The organism is Bacillus sp. m3-13 (assembly GCF_000175075.1).
Lineage (GTDB): Bacteria > Bacillota > Bacilli > Bacillales > Bacillaceae_I > Sutcliffiella_A > Sutcliffiella_A horikoshii_C.
The window spans coordinates 391,985-416,890 of the sequence record NZ_ACPC01000009.1 but is presented as its reverse complement, the minus strand read 5'-3'; the positions used below and the strand labels follow the sequence as shown (position 1 = coordinate 416,890).

General features: G+C 40.3%; 26 protein-coding genes and 1 pseudogene. 9 read left to right on the top strand and 18 right to left on the bottom strand.

All coding sequences use genetic code 11. The annotated features are described in order from the left end of the window. Positions 1-20 precede the first annotated feature (20 nt). The 5 genes from M313_RS26090 to glsA form a co-directional block, all read right to left on the bottom strand. A complete protein-coding gene (locus M313_RS26090) occupies positions 21-683 on the bottom strand; it encodes a cryptochrome/photolyase family protein (protein WP_010192822.1) in 663 nt (220 codons plus the stop codon). A gap of 94 nt (positions 684-777) precedes the next feature. Continuing rightward, the gene (locus M313_RS26085; protein WP_010192819.1) at positions 778-1,443 is read right to left on the bottom strand and encodes a deoxyribodipyrimidine photo-lyase; all 666 of its coding nucleotides are present in this window, start codon (positions 1,441-1,443) and stop codon (positions 778-780) included. Positions 1,444-2,003: 560 nt separating this feature from the next. Then, positions 2,004-5,447, bottom strand: a complete 3,444-nt coding sequence (pyc, locus tag M313_RS0104320) for a pyruvate carboxylase (RefSeq protein ID WP_010192815.1) — start codon at positions 5,445-5,447, stop codon at positions 2,004-2,006. Between the two features lie 225 nt (positions 5,448-5,672). Further along, complete coding sequence (locus tag M313_RS0104315) at positions 5,673-5,954, bottom strand: Fpa/YlaN family protein (RefSeq protein ID WP_010192813.1); 282 nt, start codon at positions 5,952-5,954, stop codon at positions 5,673-5,675. A 104-nt stretch (positions 5,955-6,058) separates the two neighbouring features. Next, positions 6,059-6,988 carry a glutaminase A gene (glsA, locus tag M313_RS0104310; protein ID WP_010192811.1) on the bottom strand — a complete coding sequence of 310 codons (930 nt, stop codon included), beginning with the start codon at positions 6,986-6,988 and terminating at the stop codon, positions 6,059-6,061. A gap of 113 nt (positions 6,989-7,101) precedes the next feature. On the opposite strand from glsA, the gene M313_RS0104305 reads away from it, so the two are divergent. Continuing rightward, the gene (locus tag M313_RS0104305) at positions 7,102-7,602 is read left to right on the top strand and encodes a hypothetical protein (RefSeq protein ID WP_010192809.1); all 501 of its coding nucleotides are present in this window, start codon (positions 7,102-7,104) and stop codon (positions 7,600-7,602) included. Positions 7,603-7,681: 79 nt separating this feature from the next. On the opposite strand, the pseudogene M313_RS22665 reads toward M313_RS0104305, so the two are convergent. Next, positions 7,682-9,014, bottom strand: a pseudogene (locus M313_RS22665) (PhoH family protein). 227 nt (positions 9,015-9,241) lie between these two features. On the opposite strand from M313_RS22665, the gene M313_RS0104295 reads away from it, so the two are divergent. Further along, positions 9,242-9,871, top strand: coding sequence for a YhcN/YlaJ family sporulation lipoprotein (locus M313_RS0104295; RefSeq protein WP_010192804.1), 630 nt, complete (start codon positions 9,242-9,244; stop codon positions 9,869-9,871). A gap of 659 nt (positions 9,872-10,530) precedes the next feature. On the opposite strand, the gene M313_RS0104290 is transcribed toward M313_RS0104295, so the two are convergent. Further along, entirely contained in the window at positions 10,531-10,989 is a 459-nt protein-coding gene (locus M313_RS0104290; protein WP_010192802.1) for a pyridoxamine 5'-phosphate oxidase family protein, read from the bottom strand. 164 nt (positions 10,990-11,153) lie between these two features. On the opposite strand from M313_RS0104290, the gene M313_RS0104285 reads away from it, so the two are divergent. Continuing rightward, complete coding sequence (locus M313_RS0104285; RefSeq protein ID WP_010192800.1) at positions 11,154-11,354, top strand: YlaI family protein; 201 nt, start codon at positions 11,154-11,156, stop codon at positions 11,352-11,354. 97 nt (positions 11,355-11,451) lie between these two features. Next, positions 11,452-11,784 carry a hypothetical protein gene (locus tag M313_RS22660; RefSeq protein ID WP_010192798.1) on the top strand — a complete coding sequence of 111 codons (333 nt, stop codon included), beginning with the start codon at positions 11,452-11,454 and terminating at the stop codon, positions 11,782-11,784. A gap of 55 nt (positions 11,785-11,839) precedes the next feature. Here the strand turns inward: M313_RS22660 and M313_RS0104275 are convergent, their stop codons facing one another. The 3 genes from M313_RS0104275 to typA form a co-directional block, all read right to left on the bottom strand. Continuing rightward, positions 11,840-12,124 carry a hypothetical protein gene (locus tag M313_RS0104275; RefSeq protein WP_010192797.1) on the bottom strand — a complete coding sequence of 95 codons (285 nt, stop codon included), beginning with the start codon at positions 12,122-12,124 and terminating at the stop codon, positions 11,840-11,842. Between the two features lie 11 nt (positions 12,125-12,135). Beyond that, entirely contained in the window at positions 12,136-12,450 is a 315-nt protein-coding gene (locus tag M313_RS0104270) for a YlaH-like family protein (RefSeq protein WP_010192794.1), read from the bottom strand. A 98-nt stretch (positions 12,451-12,548) separates the two neighbouring features. Beyond that, complete coding sequence (gene typA, locus M313_RS0104265; RefSeq protein WP_010192792.1) at positions 12,549-14,384, bottom strand: translational GTPase TypA; 1,836 nt, start codon at positions 14,382-14,384, stop codon at positions 12,549-12,551. A gap of 128 nt (positions 14,385-14,512) precedes the next feature. On the opposite strand from typA, the gene M313_RS0104260 reads away from it, so the two are divergent. Beyond that, positions 14,513-14,698 carry a YlaF family protein gene (locus M313_RS0104260; RefSeq protein ID WP_010192789.1) on the top strand — a complete coding sequence of 62 codons (186 nt, stop codon included), beginning with the start codon at positions 14,513-14,515 and terminating at the stop codon, positions 14,696-14,698. A 75-nt stretch (positions 14,699-14,773) separates the two neighbouring features. Here M313_RS0104260 and M313_RS0104255 read toward each other — a convergent pair whose 3' ends face one another. Beyond that, positions 14,774-15,571, bottom strand: a complete 798-nt coding sequence (locus M313_RS0104255) for an inositol monophosphatase family protein (RefSeq protein WP_010192787.1) — start codon at positions 15,569-15,571, stop codon at positions 14,774-14,776. A gap of 160 nt (positions 15,572-15,731) precedes the next feature. Next, positions 15,732-15,920 (bottom strand): YkzI domain-containing protein, encoded by a 189-nt coding sequence (locus M313_RS0104250; protein WP_010192786.1) that lies wholly within the window; start codon positions 15,918-15,920, stop codon positions 15,732-15,734. A gap of 218 nt (positions 15,921-16,138) precedes the next feature. Here M313_RS0104250 and M313_RS0104240 point away from each other — a divergent pair, with 218 nt between their 5' ends. Further along, the gene (locus M313_RS0104240; protein WP_010192784.1) at positions 16,139-16,786 is read left to right on the top strand and encodes a YktB family protein; all 648 of its coding nucleotides are present in this window, start codon (positions 16,139-16,141) and stop codon (positions 16,784-16,786) included. On the opposite strand, the gene M313_RS22655 is transcribed toward M313_RS0104240, so the two are convergent. After that, positions 16,756-17,109, bottom strand: coding sequence for a UPF0223 family protein (locus M313_RS22655; RefSeq protein ID WP_010192781.1), 354 nt, complete (start codon positions 17,107-17,109; stop codon positions 16,756-16,758). The two genes, M313_RS0104240 and M313_RS22655, sit on opposite strands and share 31 nt — an antisense overlap. 54 nt (positions 17,110-17,163) lie before the next feature. Beyond that, on the bottom strand, positions 17,164-18,123 hold the full coding sequence (locus M313_RS0104230; RefSeq protein WP_010192779.1) for an NAD(P)H-dependent flavin oxidoreductase: 960 nt from the start codon (positions 18,121-18,123) through the stop codon (positions 17,164-17,166). 186 nt (positions 18,124-18,309) lie between these two features. Between M313_RS0104230 and M313_RS0104225 the strand changes: the two genes are divergently transcribed. Continuing rightward, positions 18,310-19,791: an aminotransferase class I/II-fold pyridoxal phosphate-dependent enzyme gene (locus M313_RS0104225; RefSeq protein WP_010192777.1), complete on the top strand. Its 1,482-nt coding sequence runs from the start codon at positions 18,310-18,312 to the stop codon at positions 19,789-19,791. Positions 19,792-19,853: 62 nt separating this feature from the next. Here the strand turns inward: M313_RS0104225 and M313_RS24965 are convergent, their stop codons facing one another. Both M313_RS24965 and M313_RS0104215 read right to left on the bottom strand, forming a co-directional pair. Then, the gene (locus M313_RS24965; protein WP_010192775.1) at positions 19,854-19,979 is read right to left on the bottom strand and encodes a GapA-binding peptide SR1P; all 126 of its coding nucleotides are present in this window, start codon (positions 19,977-19,979) and stop codon (positions 19,854-19,856) included. A gap of 604 nt (positions 19,980-20,583) precedes the next feature. Continuing rightward, positions 20,584-20,883, bottom strand: coding sequence for a DUF3055 domain-containing protein (locus M313_RS0104215; protein WP_010192774.1), 300 nt, complete (start codon positions 20,881-20,883; stop codon positions 20,584-20,586). A gap of 152 nt (positions 20,884-21,035) precedes the next feature. On the opposite strand from M313_RS0104215, the gene M313_RS0104210 reads away from it, so the two are divergent. Continuing rightward, the gene (locus M313_RS0104210) at positions 21,036-21,461 is read left to right on the top strand and encodes a DUF1885 family protein (protein ID WP_010192773.1); all 426 of its coding nucleotides are present in this window, start codon (positions 21,036-21,038) and stop codon (positions 21,459-21,461) included. Between the two features lie 39 nt (positions 21,462-21,500). On the opposite strand, the gene M313_RS0104205 is transcribed toward M313_RS0104210, so the two are convergent. Beyond that, positions 21,501-22,448 carry a polysaccharide deacetylase family protein gene (locus M313_RS0104205; protein WP_010192772.1) on the bottom strand — a complete coding sequence of 316 codons (948 nt, stop codon included), beginning with the start codon at positions 22,446-22,448 and terminating at the stop codon, positions 21,501-21,503. 571 nt (positions 22,449-23,019) lie between these two features. Here M313_RS0104205 and M313_RS0104195 point away from each other — a divergent pair. Beyond that, positions 23,020-23,412: a thioredoxin domain-containing protein gene (locus M313_RS0104195; protein WP_010192770.1), complete on the top strand. Its 393-nt coding sequence runs from the start codon at positions 23,020-23,022 to the stop codon at positions 23,410-23,412. Positions 23,413-23,491: 79 nt separating this feature from the next. Here the strand turns inward: M313_RS0104195 and lpdA are convergent, their stop codons facing one another. Continuing rightward, on the bottom strand, positions 23,492-24,904 hold the full coding sequence (lpdA, locus tag M313_RS0104190; RefSeq protein ID WP_010192769.1) for a dihydrolipoyl dehydrogenase: 1,413 nt from the start codon (positions 24,902-24,904) through the stop codon (positions 23,492-23,494). Positions 24,905-24,906 lie beyond the last annotated feature (2 nt).

The following is a 24,906-nucleotide window of genomic DNA, read 5'->3' as shown; positions in this document are numbered from 1 at the left end:
CTCTCCGTTTTTTATAGTCCCTATAATTCCTTAAACATCTGAATTGCCTTTTTTCTTTGTAGAGCATGATCTACCACTGGTCGCGGATAATCTTTGCCAATCACACATCCTGCTTTCTCTTGTTCATGGTCATCCATTTTCCAAGGCTCATGAATTTTTTTTTCGGAAACTCCCACTAGCTCTGGAAGGTATTTTTTTATATACTCCCCTTTAGTATCGAATCTGATTGATTGTGTAATAGGATTGAAAACACGGAAATACGGCACTGCATCCGTCCCTACAGATGCTGCCCATTGCCAGCCTCCAATATTGGATGCTTCATCATAATCATGTAACATCTGTTCAAAATACCTCTCCCCCAATCTCCAATCCATCAAAAAATCTTTAGTGAGGAAGGAAGCGTTAATCATTCTAATTCGGTTATGCATCCACCCTTCTTCGGCCAATTGCCTCATTCCAGCATCTACAATGGGAAATCCGGTTTTTCCTTTTTTCCATAGATCTAATAGATCTTGATTATCATTCCATTTGAGCTTCTGATACTTATCATCGATTTCTTTTGTTTTACTCTCAGGGTAGTAATGAAAAATCATATTGTAAAAGTCTCGCCATGCCAGTTCTTTTATAAATGTATCCATTCCTGTACTATAAGATGTTTGTTGCTTTTCTTGAATATGGTACAAGACTGTCCTGGCTGAAATAGTTCCTGTCCTTAAATGGACAGATAACCTTGAAGTCGCTTCAGCTGAGGGGATGTCCCTAAACCGATCATATTCATCAATTTTTCTTTTTCAAGAATAAGTTTAATACTTCCAATGCAGCTTCCTCATGCGGAATTATATCTTGATCTGATACCTTAATAAGATTTGATAAAACTTTTTGCCCCTTAGAATACAATGCATCATTTTTGATATTTTCTATAGTCAGGTCTTCTTTTGTTAAGATATAAGGATCCCTTTTAGGCTGAGCCATCCACTTCTTAAAATATGGAGTAAAAACTTTGTAGATGGAATTGTCTGGCTTTTTCACTTCATTAGCACCGTGGATAGTGTAGTCGATATAGGAAGAAACCCGAATTCCTCTTTTAATAAAGAACTTATCTACCTCTTTATCTCGCTTTTGACCAGCTCCCACTTCATCTTGGTTATAGTATAATGATGTCACTTCAGGGAAATGTTCCAAAATTTGATTGAACGCTTCTTGCCAAGTTCCCTCCACTAAATGAATATATATACCTTGCTTTTCACACCGTTTAATAAATCGATCCAACGCAGCAAAGAAAAAGCGGTGATTTGGTGTATCATTTGTGGTGAAACCCGGATCTAAATGGTATACAAGCAGTAAAGGCTCATTTCTATGTTGTGTTTCCTTTACCGCGTGGTATAAGGCAGCATTGTCCTGCAAACGAAAATCTCTGCGGAACCACATAATTGATAAAGTCATAAGTTAGTCACCTCAGACACCATTATAGGTACATAGTTAAATGAAAGAAAGTTTTGATGGGTTAAAATTCATATACCATTAGAAAAAACGGGCAAAGACCGACCTTTTTAGTTATTTGGTTATGCTCCGCTGTTGATTTCCGCAAATGGCTTCGCTTTCCTAGGGGCTGACGAGAGCCTCCTTCGGCTTTGCCTGCGGGGTCTCCACCTAGCGCTATCTCCCTCAGGAGTCTTCGCCTTTTGCTCCAATCACCAGCTCTAGAATATTAGAACAAAACGCTATTGCTTTTACAGTTAACTCAGGTAAAAACCATACCTCGCTAGTAACTCTTAAGTCGAGTGAAGTCATCTTGTTGATTGGAGTGGAAGGCGCGAAGACGCCCGCGGGAGGAAGGGACAGGTGAGACCCCTGAAGCGTTGTGAGGAGGCTCACGGACCGCCCGCAGGCAAGCGAAGCGCCTGGAACGGAAATCAACAGTACTTTAAACTCTCTAATCCTTTAAAAAAAGAACCCAAGAATGATGTCTATCACTCTCAGGTTCTTTTAATAATAAATGTTATTTAAACTTTATCTACTTCAATCAATAAGTCTCCAGTTGCAATGCCCTCTCCAGCTGCCACATGAATCTGTTTCACTGTACCGCTAAATGGAGCTTGAACGGTTGTTTCCATTTTCATTGCTTCTGTGATCATCAAGTGATCTCCTTTGGATACTTTCTCCCCTTTTTCCACCAATACCTTGATAACTGTTCCTGGCATGGTTGCACCGATATGTGTAGGGTTTGTAGCATCCATTTTAGGCTTTGTCACTACATCTGACTTAACACTTTCATCTTTAATGTTCACTTCACGAGGTTGTCCGTTTAATTCAAAATACACAACCCTTGTACCATCCTTCTGTGGTTCCCCGATGGAAACAAGTTTGACCATTAATGTCTTTCCTTGCTCAATTTCCACTTGAATTTCTTCTCCAAGCCTCATACCAAAGAAGAAGGTCGGTGTATCCAATACAGATACATTTCCATATTGTTCATATTTCTTTTGGTAATCCAAGAACACTTTTGGATAAAGAGCATACGCAATCATCTCATGGCTTGTTACTTGACGATTCAATGTTTCAAACAATTTCTTGCGAATCTCTTCAAAGTCGACATCATCTAATAGCTCGCCTGGACGAACTGTAATTGGTGATTTTCCTTTTAGAATGACTCTTTGTAATTCTTCAGGGAATCCTCCATGAGGCTGACCTAAATACCCTTCGAACAATTCAATAACAGAATCAGGGAAATCGATCGTTTCTCCTTTTTCCAACACATCTTGTTCAGATAAGTTGTTTTGAACCATGAATAACGCCATATCTCCGACAACCTTAGAGGAAGGTGTTACTTTGACAATATCACCAAACATATCGTTTACGCGACGGTACATTTGTTTTACTTCTTCCCAACGAGCCCCAAGTCCTACTGCTTTTGCTTGTTGTTGAAGATTACTATATTGCCCACCAGGCATTTCATGCATATATACCTCGGAGTGAGGGCTGTTCATGCCGCTTTCAAAATCACTGTAGTATTTACGTACATCTTCCCAGTAATGTGAAAGCTGTTCTAGAGCTTTTACTGATACATCCGGTTTGCGATCCGTTTCTTCAAGTGCATAATACAGGGAATTGGCACTTGGCTGAGAAGTCAGCCCTGCCATAGAACTGATGGCCACGTCTACAATATCAACGCCTGCTTCAATTGCTTTTGCATACATGTAGATTCCATTCCCACTAGTATCATGTGTATGAAGATGAATTGGAATGTCGACAGTTTCTTTCAACGTTGAAATTAAACGATAAGCTGATTGTGGCTTTAATAGGCCCGCCATATCCTTGATGGCAAGAATGTGAGCACCGCTTCTTTCCAGTTCTTTTGCCATATCACAATAATATTGCAAATCATATTTCGTTCTGCTCGGGTCATTAATATCCCCTGTATAACAGATTGCCGCCTCAGCTAATTTTCCAGAGTCACGCACTGCATCAATTGCCAGGGTCATCCCCTTGACCCAGTTCAAGCTATCAAAAATACGGAAGACATCAATTCCAGCATAAGCAGATTTCTCTACGAATTCTTTTATGAGGTTGTCTGGATAGTTTTTGTATCCTACCGCGTTGGAAGCTCTGAGTAACATTTGGAAAAGAACATTCGGTGCCTGTTCGCGCAATGTCAATAGACGATCCCAAGGATTCTCACTTAAGAATCTATATGCAACATCAAATGTTGCTCCCCCCCACATCTCCATGGAGAAAAGATTTGGCAGCAACTTGGCTGTTGGTTCTGCAATCTGTTTTAAGTCATTCGTACGGAGTCGTGTGGCCAATAAGGACTGATGGGCATCTCTAAAGGTCGTGTCTGTTAATAACACTTCCTTCTGATCTGTCACCCAATTGACTAACCCATCTGCTCCTCGCTCGTCCAATATTTGCTTGGTACCGCTTGGAACTTCCTCGATGTGGCTGACTTCCGGCATTCTAGGATTCGTGAAGATAGGTTTTTTTCTTTTTTCCACACCTGGGAATCCGTTTACTGTTACATTCCCAATATAGGTAAGCATTTTTGTTCCACGGTCTTTACGTTTCGGGAATACAAAAAGCTCAGGCGTTGTATCAATAAAGGAAGTATCATATTCCCCATTCATGAAATTCGGGTGCTTTACTACGTTTTCTAGGAACGGGATATTTGTTTTGATACCACGAATACGAAATTCCTTAAGATTTCGTTCCATTTTGGATGCTGCCTGTTCGAATGTTAATGCCCATGTAGAGAGTTTAACAAGTAATGAATCATAATAAGGTGTAATGACTGCTCCCTGATAACCGTTTCCTGCATCCAGGCGGACACCGAATCCTCCACCAGAACGGTATGCCATGATCTTTCCAGTATCCGGCATGAATCCATTTAAAGGATCTTCCGTTGTTACACGGGATTGGATCGCAAACCCGTGAACCCTAATGTCTTCTTGCTTCGGAATACCAAGTTTGCTGCTATGTAAGGCATGTCCTTCTGCAATCATGATTTGGGATTGAACGATGTCCACACCAGTCACCATTTCAGTAATGGTATGCTCTACCTGAACACGCGGATTTACCTCAATAAAGTAGAATTCATCTCCAGCAACTAGAAACTCCACTGTACCAGCATTAATATAATCCACATTTTCCATTAACTCTACTGCTGCGTTGCAAATTCGGTCACGCAGATCATCAGTAAGAGAAACACTCGGGGCAATTTCCACCACTTTCTGATGACGTCTTTGAATGGAACAATCACGTTCAAACAGGTGAATAATTTCTCCATGTTGATCACCAAGGATCTGTACTTCAATATGTTTTGGATTTTCAATTAGTTTTTCAACATACACATCATCGTTTCCAAAAGCTGCTTTTGCCTCTGATTTTGCACGATCAAACGACTCACGCAATTCGGATTTGCTTCGAACGATACGCATTCCGCGACCGCCGCCGCCAAGTGCCGCCTTGATCATCAATGGGTAGCCGTAAGTTGCAGCAAAGTCCATCACTTCATCTAGAGAGTGTACCGGACCATCTGTACCCGGAATAACAGGAATATTGGCAAGCTGAGCTTGTGTTCTCGCCTTCACCTTATCCCCGAACATATCCAAATGTTTAGATGTTGGTCCAATAAATATAATGCCTTCTTCTTCACATTTTCTAGCAAAATGAATGTTCTCCGATAGAAAACCATAACCAGGATGAATCGCATCTACATCATTTGCTTTTGCAATTTCAATGATGCCATCAATATCAAGGTATGCATCAATTGGTTTTTTACCTTCCCCTACAAGATATGCTTCATCTGCTTTATAGCGATGGAATGAGCCGATATCCTCATTTGAGTAAATAGCAACTGTGCGAATGTTCAGTTCTGTACAAGCTCGAAAAACACGAATTGCAATCTCGCCGCGGTTCGCAACAAGAACCTTGTTTATTTTTCTCGTCATATTGTCTCCCCCTAGTAGCTACTTCTCGCGCGGAAAAGTTTTAGAATATTTTATCAATTATAAAAGCCATTATACATTATTTTTCGATAACTTTCCTCTTTTTCGATGCAATCCTTACTAATTATGTAGAAAAAATGAGATTAATGCTGATTTTTCCTTTGTTCTAAGTGAAATGTAATAAAAACGCTCAATCAGCAACTATCGCATGATTGAGCGTTATTAGTATTAATTTCTTTCCCATGCTTCGTATAGTGCGGAAAGTTCTTTTTCCAATTTAGAAAGGATGTCTTTCCCTTCTTTTTCGGAAATTAAGCCAAGGCGAACCGCAAAATCCATTTCTCGAGAAAGCCCGAACATCTGCGTGTCCAACACTTCTTCATATAATGGACATTGAGGCATGGTCAAGTTGTCCATTTGGACTTGAATCAGCTTCAAAATTTTATCTGAATCAGCTTTTAAAAGCGTAATAGCTTTATCACGATGATCGACCACGATATCTGATGCCAATATCGATCCCTCCGTTTACGTACAATTGCCTATCTTATCTATAAATTTTATCGTTATTTTTAAAAAATTGCAAGGAGGATCCGCGCATTTACTATAACTCAATATTAAAACATGCTTAAATCATATTTATCCTGTAGTAATTCTAGTAATTTTAGGCCAGTATGGCTGTTCCCCACTTCATTTAATGGAGGGCCGAATATTCCTATCCCCATCCGTCCTGGCACAGAACCCATAATCCCCCCTGATACACCGCTTTTTGCCGGTATACCAATTTTTATGGCAAATTCGCCTGATGCATTGTACATTCCACAGGTAACCATGAATGTTTTACAAATCCGAGCAACTTCCTTTGGCATCACCCGTTCGTTCGTCAATGGATTAATACCATCCATTGCAAAAACAGCACCCATCCGTGCCAATTGAAGACAGTTCAGTCTTATAGCGCAATGTTTCGTATATACTTCCATAATCTCTTCTACATTCCCATGTATTACTCCGTCACCCTTCATATAAAAACAGAGAGACCTGTTTAGAAAAGATGTAGTAAATTCCGAGATGGCGACTTCCTCACAATAATCGATGTTAGGTTCATTTGTAAGCTTCCTGACAAATTCCAAAATATATTCTACTTTGTCTTCGGCATTACTGCCCTTCATCATAGAAGTGACGGCAAGTGCGCCAGCATTTATCATTGGGTTGAGTGGCTTGGCTTTTGAGGATGTCTCTAATTTAATGATCGAGTTGAATGGGTCACCTGTTGGCTCCATCCCTACTCTATGAAAAACATGATCAGGTCCATAATCCATGAGAACAAGTGCAAGTGTAATAATTTTTGAAATGCTTTGCAGCGTAAATTGCCTCTTTATATCCCCAGCTGATACACAATCACCATCAGGGTAAACAATGGAACATGACAAATGCTCAGGGTTTTCCTTTTGTAATGCAGGTATGTAGTTTGCCACTTTTCCTTCATTTGCTACCTTCCTTGCCTCTTCCACTAATGACTGTAAAACATCCTCCCTTTTACATGCCAATTGCGACACCCCTTAATATCCGACGTGAATCTACCAATAGATTCCCCGATTACATGACAAAAAAACATACAAGTTATATAATAATGAAAAGGATTACAATTTAGGGGGACAACATGGAAAATATCATCAGAATAGAAGGAAAAGTTAATTTCTCGATTACACTCGACCCAGGGGTCTGGATTTTCGACGATCGCAGAATTGATTTGGATACATATTTCACAGAACAAAAACGCGAGAAAACAGATGAACTTGAGGAATATACAAAAGCAGTTTCGAAACATTGGGAGCGTGAGATCAGGGAAGGTGCCATTTCCCCACCAACTTTGAAATCAGAACGTAAATTCGAAAAAGAAAAACTGTTGAATGGTACATTTGGCATTAAATTCGGTCCATTCTTGCACAATGCAGAACCACAACCCGATTCCACTAAAGTGGTATTTGTAGGAGCGGATGCTGAGCTTGAGGTTGACATCCCTACTGCACAGGAAATCATTCTTGCTTTTTCTAAAAACGGCAAACCACTAAAAGAAAACGGACCTGTCCACATTTATTTTGAGGACGGCTCCAATCATTCAGAACCTCTTACAGGTGTACATAAAATCATCGTAAAATAAATGGGACTCCCCAAAAGTACCGCCGTGACAAAAGTTACGGCGGTACTTTTTTTGCGGAAATCAACAGCGGGTCTATGCTTTATAACAGATCTGCAGCAAGCTTTGCAAGCATGGAACGTTCCCCTTTGACAAGCTTCACATGCCCAGCTAACTTCTGATCCTTAAACCGCTCCACCACATAAGTCAAACCATTATTGTACTCATCCAGGTAAGGATGATCAATTTGTTCCGGATCACCCATCAGAACAATTTTACTCCGCTCCCCTACCCTCGTTAAAATGGTTTTCACCTCATGCTTTGTAAGGTTCTGCGCTTCATCAATAATAATGAACTGCTCCGGAATACTTCTACCCCTTATATAGGTCAAAGCTTCCACTTCAATGGATCCCATCCCAGCAAGAATAGCGTCAAGTTCTCCGGGTTTTTTTGTTATTGAATAAATATTCCAGATTGTCATAGATCGGTTGCATCCACGGCCTTAGCTTCTCCTCTTTTTCACCTGGAAGGAAGCCGATATCTTTACCAACAGGTACAATTGGACGTGCCACTAGCAGTTTTTTTATAACGGTTCAAGTCCTCTGTCTGCATAAGTCCTGCAGCTAACGCGAGGAGAGTTTTCCCCGTTCCTGCCTTACCCGTCAGCGTAACAAGTGGAATATCTGACCGTAAAAGCATTTCAAACGCCATCGTTTGTTGTACATTACGCGGCCTAATTTCCCCATATATGATCTTGATCAAAAAACGAGTTTTTTCACTTTCTTCCCAGTCGAGTCAATAATACCAACGGCTGAAGCCGAACCGCCCAATGCATCTTTCATGATGACAAACTGATTGGCATAAAACGGGTGATTCGCTAATTCTGCGGCACTGATTTCCCCTTTTACATAAAAAGCGTTAAGAGTATCTGTCGGAACATAAATCTCGAGGAATCCTTTGTAAATATGATCCACTTCCACAACACGGTCATTTAAAAAGTCCTCAGAAATCAACCCTATTGCATCGGCCTTCACGCGTACTAATGCATCCTTACTCACTAATATGACGGTCCGCCCAGCCTCTTTTGTCTGCTCTTCCAAAGAAAGATTTTTCGCGACTGCAAGAATCCTATTATCATTTGTCTTCTCCACGAAAATTTCCTGCAGCTGATGGAAACTTCTATGGTTCAGTTCAATCCGAAGCGCTCCACCATTATGCAGAGGTATTTTTTCATGAAGCTTTCCTGTAGCTCTTAAGGAATCGATTAACTTTGAAACCTGCCTGGCATTTCTTCCTATTTCATCCATATATCTTTTTTTCGAATCCACTTCTTCCAATACCACCGCAGGAATAACCACCTCATTATCTGCAAATGAATAGATTGCATATGGATCCTGTAACAGTACGTTCGTATCTAATACATAAATTTTACCCAACCTGCCGCCTCCTACTCTCAGCCCTTCTATTGTCTTTCTGGAGTGAATCAAGGCATCCTCCCATACATTATATGGCCCCAATACAATTAGTGTGTTACTACTTGACCATAAAAGAGGGACGGACCGTTGTTAAAATATATGTCGGAATGAATAAAGATAGAAGAACAAATAAACAATAAAATCAAGACAGATGAAAATGGAATCATCCGAAAGAAGGAGTGAAATAGGTGAAAAGATATTTATTAGTGACCGCTATCGTAACATTGTCTCTTACTGGTTGTATGAACAATCAACCAAGAAATATCTCAAGCGAGAATGAAAACTCTCGTATTATTCATGTAAAAGATTCTGCAGATGTGCAGGTGGATAGAAAAACAGGCCAGGAAGTGTCCGCTCATCTGGTGGAACTTGCTACAAGAGTTCCAAATGTAAATGATGCAACTGCTGTAGTGCTTGGTCCATACGCGGTGGTAGGGATTGATGTAAACTCTGACCTAGACCGTGAAAGAGTAAGCACCATTAAATATTCTGTGGCAGAGAGTCTGAAGAACGACCCATATGGAGCTACGGCTATCATCCTTGCAGATGCAGATTCCTTTGTTCGCTTGCAGGAAATGGGACGAGACATTCAAAACGGACGACCTGTAACAGGTGTGATGGAAGAGTTGGCAGAGATTGTGGGAAGGGTAATGCCGGAGATCCCGATCGATTTGAAAGAACCGGTAGCACCAAATCCGACGGAGCAAAATAACTCCAAACTTCCAAAGGACCAAGAAAAACAACTGGAACAGAAACAACAGAATCAGTCCAATAACCTAAAGGACGAAGAGCGATATAAGGAAGTTAAGCAGGACTAAGGATTTTCGATTAATTACGATGATTGCTGCCCCGAAGTAGATTAAACTCCAATTCGGGGCAGTTTTTTATGCGGTGCAGGTACTGGATAGGATGGGATATCAAGAAAATAATCAATATATCAATAAATTTTTGGATATATCAATAATTCTGAAGATATATCAAGGAATTTTGTGATATATCAAGAAAAAACAGATTATATCAAGAAATCCTTATCATAAACCACAAGGGTACTGGTTTATCGCAGCTGTTCCTTTCCCAAATGGCTTCGCTTTCCGCGGGACGGTACTTGAGCCTCCTCACAACGCTTCAGGGGTCTCAACCTACCGTTACTCCCCCGCAGGAGTCTACGCCATTTGCTCCAATCCACAGCTTGAATTTCCGTAAAAGATACATAGGTGCTTATTCAGTTCTCTCGGTTAGATACCATTTCATAAACCCTTTGATTAATGAAGCCACCTTGTTGATTGGAGTGGAAGGCGCGCAGACGCCCGCGGGAGGAAGGGACAGGTGAGACCCCGGAAGGCGAAGCCTGAGGAGGCTCACGGACCGCCCGCAGGCAAGCGAAGCGCCTGGAACGGAAATCAACCGGATATCATATTTACTTACCACCTTCCAACAAAAAAACCAGGCATACACCTGGTTCCCCATTCACCCGTTTTTAACTATACCGATGAATCGCCGTCATCACCTGTTGATCTAATTTCTTAGCAGCTTCTACATCATAGGTCTTCTCGAATTTCGGCTCTACACTTATTTTAGCTCCATAAAACATGACGTCCCTTACTACTTTTACATCAAGGTTCAACAACGCCAATTTCAATGGGACATCCTCCATTCTCTCCACTTTTACGGTTGCTTTAGTGTGTATGGAGTAAACGGAATCATTGGCCATCAGATTTACCACCAGCTCGCTATTATGGGACACATTCTTCACAATTCGAGACTCCGCATTAACAGCAAGTAAAATAGTCTTCTCATCAGGAGCAAATAGCCAAGAGATTGCACTCACATTCGGACCACCTGTTTCATAATCCACAGTACTGATTGTCACCAGAGTTTCTTTTTGCAATGCTTCTATAAGTGGTTCTACAAGAATATTTTCTACAAGGTTAGGCATGGTCCATCCCCCCACAATATTTTTATTAATCTTACCATATCACCATTTCCATAGAAAGAAACAGCACCGTTATGTTATACATTCAACATCCCTGTTAGCAATTAATTCTTAATTTTCACCCTTTATGCTATACTAATGAGTAAGATTGAATAAAGAGGTGTGCCATGAGAGTCAAGTGTGTAATTTGTGATAAAATTGAAAGCATCGATGACGAAACGTTAGTTGCGAAAAGGCTTCGTAATCGACCAATTCATACATATATGTGCGACGAATGCAGTGAACGTATTGAAAAAAGAACCAACGAGAGAAAAGCTACCGGTAATTTTAAGCTGTATGAACAAAAACAAAATCAGGATGAGTGGTAGAACTTGATACGAAGAGGCGCTTTTACAGGTTTGATAAGCGGGATCTTGATGGGTGTGTTTATTAAAGCCCTTGAAATCCTTTCGGGAAAAAAGATATATGTGCTTTTTATTGAATGTCGATTTTATCCCGGGTTTTAAAAATGCAAACCTATCCGAACTGGCCGAATTCTTCCTTCACCTTATTGTGGCTGTGATGATCGGGATTATGTTTGCTTTTATTGTGGAACGCTTCCAGTTGTTTGATAAAAGAAGGCAATACCTGGTCGCCATAGGGATCACTTCCCCAACGATTCTACTGTATTTTCCATTAACGATACTGGCTATAAAAGAGACACCAGCACCAACAGATGTCATTGCGATCCTATTATGGTCGATCGGGCACTTGGCCTTTGCAGTATTTCTTCCTATATTTTATAAGCAAAAAGGATAGATCCCTCGGAAGTGACAATCATAATCACTCAAGAAGGAGCTATCCTTTTTCTACTTTATTCATAATTATGGTACTTATCAGGCTCGTTTTGAATTTGTTCGAGCATTACGTCGATTAATTCAATTGGAAATCTTGCTTTGTGCCGTTCTTCGTCCTTTTCATATTCCACGTAATACATTGGTTCCTCTTTAGAGACTACAATGTTTGAGAGCTTATGATCTTCTAAGAGAATCCCTTCAAACAACTTCATTGTATCGTGCGCAGATTTATCTTCCGGTCTTGCTTCTGCTACCACTTTAATGGTCAGCCAATTATAAAGCGTGTCTTGTAAAGACCTCATCTACTGACCTCCTATGATTCTGTGCTTTCCGCTTGCTTTGAACGGTGAAGTCGAATCTTATAGATAATCAATATTAAAGCTGCCACTACCAAACCTTCTCCAACAGGAAGAAAGATTCCAAGAAATGTAAGCACTGTGCTTCCTAAAGCAAGGAAGGTATAAATAACCACTGACTTTAATACAGGAAGCTTCAAGGCGAATCCAAGCTTATAAACTAAAATGGACAATCCTAGAATGGTAAAATACAACAGCCACATGCCTAGATCAGGACTTTCATCCACACGGAATAGACTAGCAAAAAAGGATAATCTCTGGGTTACATCCATTGCCTTTTCCCCATTTCTAACTTTTTTATATAGTTATTTAGAAAAAGGGATGACAAAGGTCCTCTTTCAAGCACCCCTGCATCCCCACTTCTAATTTTTTATGCTTCAGCGAACTTTTTCTTTTTCGCTGCTCTTTCACGTTCGTTTTTATCAAGAAGCTTTTTACGTAAACGGATGGATTGTGGAGTAATTTCACAGTACTCATCGTCGTTCAAGTATTCTAAAGACTCCTCTAATGTCATAAGACGAGGTTTTTTCATGCTAACCGTTTGATCTTTAGTCGCAGAACGCACGTTAGTAGCCTGCTTCATCTTACAAACGTTAACAACAAGGTCGTTCTCACGGTTATGCTCTCCAACGATCATTCCTTCGTAAACCTCTGTTCCAGGCTCAACGAAGATAACGCCGCGGTCTTCAATACCCATGATACCATAAGTAGATGCTTTTCCTGATTCCATAGAAACAAGAACACCTTGGCGACGTCCACCTACTTGACCTGCTGCCATTGGCTGGTAGCTGTCAAATGTGTGGTTGATGATTCCGTATCCGCGAGTAAGGGAAAGGAATTCAGTTGTATAACCGATCAATCCACGAGAAGGTACCATGAAAATCAAACGAACTTGACCATTACCATTATTGATCATGTCAACCATTTCACCTTTACGAGCTCCAATGGATTCCATGATTGCACCAGTGTAATCTTCAGGTACGTCAATTTGCACACGCTCAACCGGCTCGGATTTCTTACCATCGATATTTCTGATGATTACTTCAGGTTTAGACACTTGAAGCTCGAAACCTTCACGGCGCATATTCTCAATAAGAATGGATAAATGAAGCTCTCCACGCCCTGAAACAACCCACGCATCCGGAGAATCGGTTGGGTCTACACGTAAGCTTACATCAGTCTCCAACTGTGCATTCAAACGCTCTTCAATTTTACGAGAAGTAACAAATTTACCTTCTTTACCTGCAAACGGACTGTTATTTACTAAGAAAGTCATTTGAAGTGTCGGCTCATCGATACGTAGAACAGGAAGTGCATCCTGCTGATCAACCGGACAAACTGTTTCCCCTACGTTGATGTCTTCCATTCCGGAAACAGCTACAAGGTCCCCAGCTTTTGCTTCTTCAATTTCTACACGTTTAAGGCCGATGAAACCAAATAGCTTAGTTACACGGAATTGTTTTACAGAACCGTCAAGCTTCATTAGAGCAACTTGTTGGCCAACTTTCATCGTACCACGGAAGATTCGTCCAACCCCAATACGTCCCACATAGTCATTGTAATCAAGAAGCGCTACTTGGAATTGAAGCGGCTCGTCACTGTTATCAACTGGAGCTGGGATATGTTCAACAATGGACTCATAGATCGCTTCCATGTTTTCATCTTGTTTTTCAGGATTTGTACTAGCTGTACCGTTGATCGCAGATGCATATACAACTGGGAATTCAAGTTGTTCTTCGTTTGCACCTAACTCGATAAACAAGTCAATTACTTCGTCAACAACTTCAGTTGGACGAGCAAAGTCACGGTCAATTTTGTTAACAACTACGATTGGTGTCAGGTTTTGCTCTAACGCTTTTTTCAATACAAAGCGCGTCTGAGGCATACAGCCTTCATAAGCATCTACTACTAAAAGTACACCATCAACCATTTTCATAATACGTTCCACTTCTCCACCAAAGTCGGCATGTCCAGGTGTGTCCATGATGTTAATGCGCGTATCTTTATAGTTAATTGCCGTATTTTTAGCTAATATAGTAATCCCACGTTCTCTTTCTAAATCATTGGAGTCCATGGCACGTTCTGCTACCTGCTCGTTCGTTCTAAACGTCCCAGCTTGATGTAGCAATTTGTCCACTAACGTTGTTTTACCATGGTCTACGTGAGCGATAATTGCGATGTTTCTAATATCATTGCGGATGTTCACTATTTCATCTCCCTAATTTTACAACTTAATAACTTTAGTATTATACCACAAACATGGTAGAAAAGAGAAAGAGACTTATGTAAAATATATGTTATATGTAATTAGCGTTAACCAAAGGAGTTGATTTTATGAAGGATATTAAGTGGATTTTCATGCTTTATGCTGTTTTGGCAGCGGTTTCTTTAGGCATGGTTGGAATCGCAATTGGTGAAAGAAACACGCTTGGAATCGTTGGAGCGTTTGTATTATTCGGTGTGGTCATGGGACTTGGATTCAAAACAAAAAGAAAAATGCGTGAAAACGGACAATTATAAAATTGACAAAATGTTCCTACAATAACTTATTAAAAATAATGAAACCCACGGTCTATTCACGACCGTGGGTTTCATTTATTTCTTCAATTTATACAAGTAATCCTTGCTGATCACTTCATGTAAACCCGGTTTACTTACAAAGACACTGTTTTGTCCAAGCATATTAAGCGGTTCACCATGGAGTGTGGTCACTTTACCACCGAGCTCGTTTACAAGTATTAGTCCCGCTGCAAAATCCCAAGGGGAAAGTCTCAACGTAATATATGCATCAATGCGCCCTGTTGCTACATACGCCATTTCAAGCGCTGCCGACCCATAAGATCTTGTACCTCTTACTTTCCTCACAAGCGGAGCAAGGATAGTGGGGTCGATTCGCTTATTTTCCGTAATCCATGTGGCATTTAAACCGATAACCGCTTTTTCTACTGCCACCTCTTCCAACTGTGGGAGTTTCGTATCGTTCAAATAAGCTCCTTCCCCTGCTTTTGCATGGTATAACTCGTCATGAACCACATCATAAATCAGCCCAATCTTTCCCACACCATCTTCATATACAGCAACGGAGATAGCAAAATTACGTTGCTGATGGACAAAGTTCATCGTTCCATCAATAGGGTCGATAATCCAAACTGTTCCATCAAGTTTGTCCAAATCATCACCAAATCCTTCTTCACCAAGAATTTGGTGGTCTGGATAAGTTTCTCTAATTCGTTTTATAAAAAATTGTTCCGTTTCCCGGTCAATATTAGTCACCAGATCATCAGGAGAGGATTTTGTATGTATCATCAATTCTTTGCTGAAAGAAGTTCGAATACGTTCTCCCGCTTCTCTCGTCCATTTTTTTGCATTCTCATCAATTTCAGTCCAATTCATGTGTTCTCCTGCCCTTCTGTTAGCCTTGTCATTACAGCTATTCTATTACGATTAAACAAATTATGTATGTTTTAGCTTACTGAAACGAAGGGGTAAAATCAAGTAATAGGTCACACAGAAAAACGAACCTCATACAGGTTCGTCTAAGTAGCCTATGCCACTAAACCTCTAGACTTAACATTTCTTTTCTTAGTTGCTCTAATTTAGATTTCGTTTTTTTCATTTTTTCCTTATCACTCTCTTGTATTGCTTCGAATAAAACTGCCAGTTCATAGTCGATTTCCATTCGTAAGACCGCGCGCTGATTTTCCTCTTTTTTCTTTTTCCAAGGTGTCGCCACTTGTTTCACGGTTATTCCCTCCTTCTAAAAAGTTTCTCGGTCCAAAGGATTTAATTTTCTAATGGTTGCTATATCATATGAAGGGAATGAAAGATGGTAACTAAAATGTGCAGTTACCTAAAAAGAAAGGATGAGGTTGAAAATCTAATCTTTTGGCAGGAAAAATTGGCTATGCTAAAATGAAGATTATAAAAATATAAGCAATGTTTTAGAAACGGGGCGACTACATGACAAACGAAAATTTCAGAGGATTTAAAAAAGAAGATTTTGAAGTATTTACAATAGATGGACTTGAAGAAAGAATGGAAGCTCTAAAATCTCAAATACAGCCAAAGTTTGAACAGCTTGGCCAATATTTCTCTCCCTCACTAACTGCCATGACTGGTGATGAAATGCACTATCATGTTGCCAAACATGCAAGAAGAACCAAGAACCCTCCAAAAGATTCCTGGGTTGCCTTTGCAAACAATGCACGTGGATACAAGATGTTACCACATTTCCAGATCGGCTTGTGGGAGACACATGTATTTGTCTGGTTTGCGGTTATCTATGAAGCACCGATGAAAGAAGCTTTTGGTGAGATATTACTTAAAAATGTATCGTCCATTCGCGAACAGATTCCTTCTGAATTTGTCTGGTCTAAAGATCACACGAAACCAGAAGTTATTCGCCAATCTGATTTGACGGAGGAAACCCACAAAGAGCTATTTGAACGACTGATTAACGTAAAAAAAGCAGAAATACTTTGCGGCATACAAATACCTAAAGAAGAGGCAATCAAGCTTACCGGAGATGAAACGGTTGCGCGCATCGAGGAAGCTATCCAAACAGTAAAAGGGCTTTATCAGATGACAAAACAGACGGTGGAAGCATAAACAAAAAAAATCTCAGAACCAACTAGGTTCTGAGATTTTTTCGTTATCACTTCGACATCTTCACCTGTTCGCCTGGATTCATGTCTTTTGCTTTTTTTATTCGTACGATAGACAGAGAAACCACTAAGTTCCTCATACTCATTTGCAAGGTTTCGTTCTTCTGCCTTGCCTGGCACGATCTCTTTAAACCGGCGATATAAGGATAAAAGCTGGTCACGCTCCATGCCTTTGCTGTAAGTGAGCTCAACCGCTTCATATAGTGCAATAACATCTACAATTTCATCTGTAGACCAATCATAGGAAATGGGATAAGAGAAATCCATAACTTCACCTCAAAATATGTATAGTGGAAAAGTAAAGTATATCATTTTCCTTATCTAGTTTGTCCACTTCTCTCTAATATTTTCCGCGTCCTTTACCATTCTAGACAAAAGTTGATCCACACTTGTAACATCCTCGATCAATCCCATTACCTGCCCTGCCCACGCATAACCTGAATCCGCTTCGCCATCATAGATATACCGCTTGTTCGCAGTACCACTAATGAAGTCTTTCAATCCTTCATACCCTTTTGCTTCCTGTTCTATCTTTAATATTTGCTCCGTCCAAGTATTTTGTATGGCTCTTGCAGGTGCACCGAGGCTTCTTTTAATAACTACCGTATCATTCTCAGTTCCGCTTACTAGCCTTTCTTTGTATATAGGATGAGCATGCAGACACTCCTTGGTTGCGATAAATCTAGTTCCCATTTCTATCCCTTCTGCACCAAGTGCCAATGCAGCCATCATCCCGCGCCCATCACCAATACCTCCTGAAGCGATGACAGGTATCTTTAAGGCGTCTACTACTTTTGGTACTAATACCATGGTACCTAAGTCATTTTTGCCTAGATGACCGCCTCCTTCCTGTCCTACGACCATGACGGCATCAGCGCCTAGCTCTTCTGCTTTTTCTGCTTGTCTGCGAGCAGCTACCAGAACTAATTTTTTGCAATCTGACCCCTCCAGCCTTTTGAAAATCGGTGCAGGGTTTCCTCCTGTCATGGAGATGACTGGAACCTCTTCTTCCAAAGCAATATCCAACATATGCTCAAAAGGTCTCCCATGTTGGCCAATTGCATAGTTCACACCAAATGGCTTATCTGTCATTCTTCTGACCTTTCGAATCTCTTCTCTTAATTGTTCTGGACTTTCCAAACTCATTGCCGTAATTTGCCCTAGACCTCCTGCATTTGAAACCGCGGCAGCCAGGTCAGCGTATGCTAAATAAGCAAGTCCACCCTGGATAATTGGATATTTAATATCTAAAAGTTTGGTTACTCTTGTCTCCCATTTCATGATCATCTTCCCCTTTCTATCTCTCTTTATATGTTTCTTTATAATGTGACAAATTCCTGCTATGCAATGAAGAGGATAAATGCTATAATTTCATTTGTTTTATGTGAATGTTTGTTCTGCGTAATTAGATGCGTTAAGATAAACAAAAACCGAAACTAAGCTAAATTAAAGAGGTGCATAAGTAAGTTGACATATTCTCAAAACGACACGCCATTATTTACTGGACTTTTAAATCATGCCAAAGGGAACCCCGTTCAATTCCATATTCCCGGACATAAAAAAGGAGCAGGCATTGACCCTGAATTCCGAGAATTTATCGGTGAAAATGCTCTTTCCATAGATCTAATCAATATTGGACCCCTTGATGACCTTCATCAGCCAAAGGGAATGATAAAAGAAGCTCAAGACCTTGCAGCAAAAGCTTTTGGAGCTGACCATACTTTTTTCTCCGTACAAGGTACAAGTGGCGCCATCATGACAATGGTAATGGCTGTTTGCGGGCCTGGAGAGAAAATCATCGTTCCAAGGAATGTTCATAAATCTGTCATGTCAGCCATTGTTTTTTCAGGAGCAGTACCAATCTTTATTCACCCAGAAGTGGACAAAGACTTAGGAATCTCTCACGGCATCACAACAGACTCTGTAGAAAAGGCGCTTCAACAACATCCTGATGCAAAGGGTGTTCTTGTCATTAACCCAACTTATTTTGGCTTTTCAGCTGATTTAAGTCAGATTGTTGAAATTGCTCATTCTTTTAACGTCCCTGTTCTTGTGGATGAAGCGCACGGTGTTCATATCCATTTCCATGAGGAACTTCCTTTATCCGCTATGCAGGCCGGAGCTGACATGGCTGCGACAAGTGTCCATAAGCTTGGAGGCTCTATGACACAAAGCTCTATATTGAATGTACGAGAAGGATTGGTGAATGTAAATCGCATTCAAAGCATTTTAAGTATGTTAACCACTACATCCACCTCTTACCTACTATTGGCTTCATTGGATGTTGCAAGGAAACGACTTGCCACCGAAGGACACTTGCTTATAGAAAAGACGATCCAACTTGCCAACCAAACACGAGATGCTATTAATGAAATTGAGCATTTACATTGTGTTGGACCTGAAATCTTAGGCAGAAAAGCAACCTTTGACTATGACCCGACGAAACTGATTATTTCTGTAAAAAAACTAAACCTTACAGGGTATGATGTCGAGAAATGGCTTCGTCAAAAATATAACATCGAAGTCGAGCTTTCTGACCTCTATAACATTCTTTGTATTATCACACCTGGAGACTCGGAGGTGGAGACTGGAACGTTATTAGAAGCCCTTAAAGACTTATCAGCAGAGTTTCATCAACAGGCTGGAGATTCCGGTGAAAAAGTAAAAGTTCTTCTTCCCGACATTCCGGTGCTAGCGATCGCACCACGCGATGCCTTCTACTCTGAAACGGAAGTTGTTCCGTTTGAAAAATCTGCCGGCCGAATTATCGCAGAGTTTATCATGGTGTATCCTCCAGGCATTCCAATTTTCACACCTGGTGAGATCATAACAGAAGAAAACTTGTCCTACATTACAAGAACGTTAGAAGTAGGACTGCCAGTACAAGGTCCCGAAGATCATGAATTGAAAACCTTAAGAGTAATTAAGGAACACAAAGCAATTCGATAAAATGAACAAAGAGCAGGTCCCCTCCTACCCCGGGGACCTGCTCTTTCTATTAATATATAATTCTAGGCTAAATCTTCGCTTTTTTCAGAGCACTGACAATCTGGACATTTTGCATAATAAGTCGTAACTTTTTCATCCTCAAAGTGATCCACCGCGCTGTTACAAGTTTGACAAATGATTGTACCCATACCCTTCAACCTCTTTCCTAAAAGAAATTTTTTTTGTCAAAGCTGCCTTTTAATGAAAGCGCTTTATGTTGTTACTTACATCATAAAGCCTCGAATGTGTTATGTCAATGATTAAATTGTATAACACATTTAAATTTGCCACCACATAAAAATGGGCATAAACTGCCCAGTCTTATAAAACTTGGTTTATCACCGCTGTTCCTTTCCGCAAATGGCTTCGCTTTCCGCGGGACGGTGTTTGAGCCTCCTCACTTCGTTGCGGGGTCTCAATCAACCGTTACCCCCCGCAGGAGTCTTTGCCATTTGCTCCAATCCACAGCTAGAAATTTCGTTAAAAAACGTTTATGCTAATCCAACTAACTCGTTAAGATATTCTTCTTGAATCTTTTGGTATGTAAAAACCCTTAGTTGATTGGAGTGGAAGGCGCGCAGACGCCCGCGGGAGGAAGGGACACCGGAAGGCGAAGCCTGAGGAGGGTCACGGACCGCCCGCAGGCAAGCGAAGCGCCTGAAACGGAAATCAACTGAATTACATACTTTTTTATCTTTACGAAATAGGCCAATACCCTGAAAACAGGACATTGGCCTCGAAGGAGATTAGCTTTTATTCATATTGTTCTTGAAACGGACTTGCAGGTATAGCCTCAGTAAAGAACTCTGCTAGGTCTTCTGCTTGCTCTTGTGAATCAATTCGGAATACATGCTGAAGGTGGTTAAGGTCAGTAATGTCTTTAGGGTCGAGGAGGGTAGAACGGCCGGTTTGCATACAGATGACAAGGGGCTTACCAAAAAACATATTCGTGTACACGATACCAAAATCATATCTAACATCTTTAGTCGTAAAGCCAACAAAGCGAACAGGAACATTCTCATTGTTATCATAAAGCTTGTCAAATAAGTTCATAAGGTACCTCCTTTTTATTTTTTGGTTATTCAGAATATTATTATAACTTATAAAATGCTTGATTTGCAAGAATTTTCACTTAGTGATTGTCAGCCGATTTCCTCTAATGCTAGAATATATATTATGGAATAGTAATCTTAGGAGTGAATTTGATGGCCAGTAGCGCTTACATTAATTTAGTTCCCAAATCAAAAGAGAAAACGCTTACCGTTGAACATGTAAAAGAGTTATTAAACTACTATAAAGACATAACATCTAAAACTGGAAAACAATTAGGATGGGAATACAGCCAGGCAGCCTTCCCCTACGAATTAAAAGAAAAGCCTGTAGGCAAAGGCCAATGGTTTTATTTAAAAGGTACGGAGGATCGGTACAAAATGATTCTTATCGGTGTTGGTACACAGGTAGCTACCTCAGACGAGACTGAACCACTCTCCTACATACAGGTTACGTTGCATGACCAAAGTACCCACGGAGATAAAGCAAAGGCTAACGAGCTCTGTAAGTTTTTTGCGAAGAAGCTAGAAGCTGAGCTTAAACTATTTACCGGCAGCATCATGTACTACTATAAACGTTGATAAAGAAAGCCCGCTCATAACCGAGCGGGCCTTCTTTATTTATTCCGGTTCTACGCTATCATCTTCAGTCCCAATTAGGTCTGGATCAAGTATCTCATATCCCTTGTTTTGAAGCCCTTTAACTATATCCGCTAACGCATCTTTAGTCCATTCACGGTCATGCATTAACAGATTGGCTCCGCTGTTCAGAAATTCCGTATTAACCATAATATCTGCAAGTGCTTCAGCATCCATGTATTCTGTTTCCCAATCATAACCGTATGTCCAATTCATCGCAATCATGCCCTCTTGCTTTACAAGTTCTAAGGCATAATCTGTATTCGTGCCAAACGGAGCACGGAAAAAGCGGGGGCGTTCACCTGTGATTTCTTCTACCCGGTCGCTAAGCATTACTATTTCTTCATGCTGTTCTTCTTCCGTAAGCTGCCTTAAGGACTTATGTGTCATCGTATGATTACCAATCGGAAAACCCATCTCATAAATGGTTTTTAGTACCTCCTGCTCTTCCTCCGTTTCAAGGAAGTGACCATTTACAAAGAAGATAGCTTTTACGCCTAGTTCTTTCAAAGTCGTAGCCATTTCTAATGCATACCAATCAGGAGCGTCATCTATTGTTAATAGAACCACCTCGGAGTTTGCATCACCTATTGGTTCTAAAGCAGAAGTGGTAGGATTTACGACATATTGGGGTTCTTGAGGGGAAGTTTCTTGTACCTGGTCCTCGTTACCTGAGTCTTCTTCTTTTTCTTGTTCTTCTTCATTCTGATCTTCCTCGGAGTCAGCTACTTCTTCTTCCTCGGGTTCTTTTTTCGGGTCTTCTGTTTTTGATACAGGGACATCTTTTTCTTTTTCATCCTCTTCCACCACAGAATCATTTTCTTCCGTCTGATTTTCTGAAGAGGAATTTTGTTCATTTTCAACTTGTCCATTTTGCCCGCAAGCTACAAGGAGGAGCAATAATGATGCTGATAGTATCCATTTTTTCATATTCTTTCCTCCATACGTAAGTTTCACCTTTAATCATACTAGCAATTACTATATGAAGGCAATCTTTTTCCAGTTATTAAATCTTAGTAAGATAATTCAACCACCAAAAACAAAATAGTAAAATAGACTCTGAAAACTAAAATAGAAAATAAAACTGATGGCAGTTGTCAATGCCGCATGCTTCTTTTTATGAATTATTGACATGGCAAGTGTATAACAGAGATAGATAAATATACCTAATAAAATAATTTTGGCCTGCACTTTATCCCGAACCGAAAACCATTCTATCAGACTATATGTCCCCCAAAAAATATTTTGTATTAAAAACACCACATAATTTTTCATAAAAGCAGCTCCTTACTGCATATTTCTATTTATGTAACCGATTTATCTTGATTAAAAACCTTTATAATTAATATGCCAGAAAGGAGCTATCTATTTTTCAATTATGTAACATTTACGTGACAAGGCCTGTTTATATAAAATTTAATGGTAGAATAGCACCAAATAGCAGAATAAAAAAGTAACTATGCATTTTAATATATGTTGTTAATAGAAAGTGAGGATTGCCATGATTAGAGGCGCTGTTATTTTTTTCACGTTGTCTTTTTTCATTTTATCTTCCTGTCAAGAAAATCAATCGATAACTCACATTCAATTTCCTGATGATTCTCGGACACTCGTTTTCTTTACGGACGAATCTAATTTACAAGATGAGAGTACATATTATGATGCGATCATTGATTTGAAAAATTCATTTCCAGATGAAGTTGCAAATTTAAAAGTAGTTCATTCTGAAAATGAAAAATTATTATATAAGCAGTTCAATGTAAAGGCAACCCCTTCATTAATTGTAGTTCATGACAATGAAGTCGTAACACAAATAGAAGGCTCAAAGCCTAAAAAAGATATCATTATTTCCATTGAACAAGCGTTAAATCAAGCTGGGAATTCCACCTATTAGCCGGAGGAATTCCTTTTTTGTGGTTTAAAGCAAAAAAATAAGAGCCTCCACATTTGCGGAGGCTCTTTAGGTTGGTCCATTATTTCACGATATGAATAGGGCTTCCCATTGCCACTTCTGCAGCTTCCATTGTGATTTCTCCCAATGTTGGATGCGCGTGGATAGTCATCGCTATATCTTCCGCTGTCATACCAGCTTCGATTGCAAGACCAAGTTCAGCGATCATGTCAGATGCGCTAGAACCGGCAATTTGAGCACCAATGATTAATCCATCTTCTTTACGAGTTACTAGCTTTAAGAATCCGTCTGTTGCGTTCAATGCCAATGCACGGCCGTTCGCAGCAAATGGGAACTTAGCAGCTGTCACTTCGATTCCTTCTTCTTTCGCTTGTGCTTCTGTGTAACCGACAGATGCAAGTTCTGGCTCAGAGAATACTACTGCAGGAATACCTAAGTAGTCGATCTCAGCAGGCTCACCAGCAATTGCTTCTGCAGCAATCTTACCTTCGTAAGAAGCTTTATGTGCAAGCGGTGGTCCATCAACGATATCACCGATAGCATAGATGTTAGAAACGCTAGTGCGGCACTGCTTGTCAATTTTGACAACGCCACGATCTGTCATTTCCACACCAACTTGCTCAAGGCCAAGCTCATCTGTGTTAGGACGGCGACCAACAGTAACCAATACGTAATCAGCGTCGATTGTTTGCTCTTCGCCTTTTACTTCAATCGTTACTTTCACACCATCTTCTGTTTCTTCTACACCTTTAGCCATTGCTTTTGTGAAGATTTCTACGTTTCCTTTTTTCTTCAGGTTACGCTTTACAAGAGAGCTCATTTGCTTTTCAAATCCAGCCAAGATCTCATCTGCCGCTTCAACAATAACAACTTCTGTTCCAAAGTTTGCATAAGCTGTACCTAGCTCCGTACCGATGTAACCTCCACCAATAACAACTAGTTTCTTTGGAATGTCTTTAAGTGCCAATGCCCCTGTAGAATCAAGAACACGTTTGGAGTACTTAAAAGTCGGAATTTCAATTGGGCGAGAACCTGTTGCAATGATACAGTTGTTAAACTTGTATGTTTGCGCAGAGTTTTCATCCATGATACGAACTGTGTTACCGTCTACGAAGTAAGCTTCCCCAGAAACGATGTCTACTTTATTCCCCTTAAGTAGACCTTCTACTCCGCCAGTCAATTTCTTCACAACTCCAGCTTTCCATTCTTGAACTTTTGAGAAATCAACTGTTACGTTCTCAGCTTTGATTCCCATGTCTTCAGAATGTTTAGCTGTTTCAAAGCGGTGACCTGCAGAAATTAACGCTTTGGAAGGGATACATCCAACGTTTAGACATACTCCACCAAGTGTGTTCTTTTCTACGATTGTTACTTTTTGTCCCAGTTGAGCCGCGCGGATTGCAGCAACATATCCGCCAGGGCCAGAACCGATGACAAGCGTATCTACATCAATTGCGAAATCTCCTACTACCATTT

Bases quoted from the DNA above. Each gene is read 5' to 3' on its own strand.
- M313_RS26085 (WP_010192819.1), bottom strand. From the start codon at position 1,443: ATGACTTTATCAATTATGTGGTTCCGCAGAGATTTTCGTTTGCAGGAC.
- pyc (WP_010192815.1), bottom strand. From the start codon at position 5,447: ATGACGAGAAAAATAAACAAGGTTCTTGTTGCGAACCGCGGCGAGATT.
- M313_RS0104305 (WP_010192809.1), top strand. From the start codon at position 7,102: ATGGAAAATATCATCAGAATAGAAGGAAAAGTTAATTTCTCGATTACA.
- M313_RS0104290 (WP_010192802.1), bottom strand. From the start codon at position 10,989: ATGCCTAACCTTGTAGAAAATATTCTTGTAGAACCACTTATAGAAGCA.
- M313_RS0104285 (WP_010192800.1), top strand. From the start codon at position 11,154: ATGAGAGTCAAGTGTGTAATTTGTGATAAAATTGAAAGCATCGATGAC.
- M313_RS22660 (WP_010192798.1), top strand. From the start codon at position 11,452: ATGTGCTTTTTATTGAATGTCGATTTTATCCCGGGTTTTAAAAATGCA.
- M313_RS0104275 (WP_010192797.1), bottom strand. From the start codon at position 12,124: ATGAGGTCTTTACAAGACACGCTTTATAATTGGCTGACCATTAAAGTG.
- M313_RS0104270 (WP_010192794.1), bottom strand. From the start codon at position 12,450: ATGGATGTAACCCAGAGATTATCCTTTTTTGCTAGTCTATTCCGTGTG.
- M313_RS0104260 (WP_010192789.1), top strand. From the start codon at position 14,513: ATGAAGGATATTAAGTGGATTTTCATGCTTTATGCTGTTTTGGCAGCG.
- M313_RS0104255 (WP_010192787.1), bottom strand. From the start codon at position 15,571: ATGAATTGGACTGAAATTGATGAGAATGCAAAAAAATGGACGAGAGAA.
- M313_RS0104240 (WP_010192784.1), top strand. From the start codon at position 16,139: ATGACAAACGAAAATTTCAGAGGATTTAAAAAAGAAGATTTTGAAGTA.
- M313_RS22655 (WP_010192781.1), bottom strand. From the start codon at position 17,109: ATGGATTTCTCTTATCCCATTTCCTATGATTGGTCTACAGATGAAATT.
- M313_RS0104230 (WP_010192779.1), bottom strand. From the start codon at position 18,123: ATGAAATGGGAGACAAGAGTAACCAAACTTTTAGATATTAAATATCCA.
- M313_RS24965 (WP_010192775.1), bottom strand. From the start codon at position 19,979: ATGGGTACAATCATTTGTCAAACTTGTAACAGCGCGGTGGATCACTTT.
- M313_RS0104215 (WP_010192774.1), bottom strand. From the start codon at position 20,883: ATGAACTTATTTGACAAGCTTTATGATAACAATGAGAATGTTCCTGTT.
- M313_RS0104210 (WP_010192773.1), top strand. From the start codon at position 21,036: ATGGCCAGTAGCGCTTACATTAATTTAGTTCCCAAATCAAAAGAGAAA.
- M313_RS0104205 (WP_010192772.1), bottom strand. From the start codon at position 22,448: ATGAAAAAATGGATACTATCAGCATCATTATTGCTCCTCCTTGTAGCT.
- M313_RS0104195 (WP_010192770.1), top strand. From the start codon at position 23,020: ATGATTAGAGGCGCTGTTATTTTTTTCACGTTGTCTTTTTTCATTTTA.
- lpdA (WP_010192769.1), bottom strand. From the start codon at position 24,904: ATGGTAGTAGGAGATTTCGCAATTGATGTAGATACGCTTGTCATCGGT.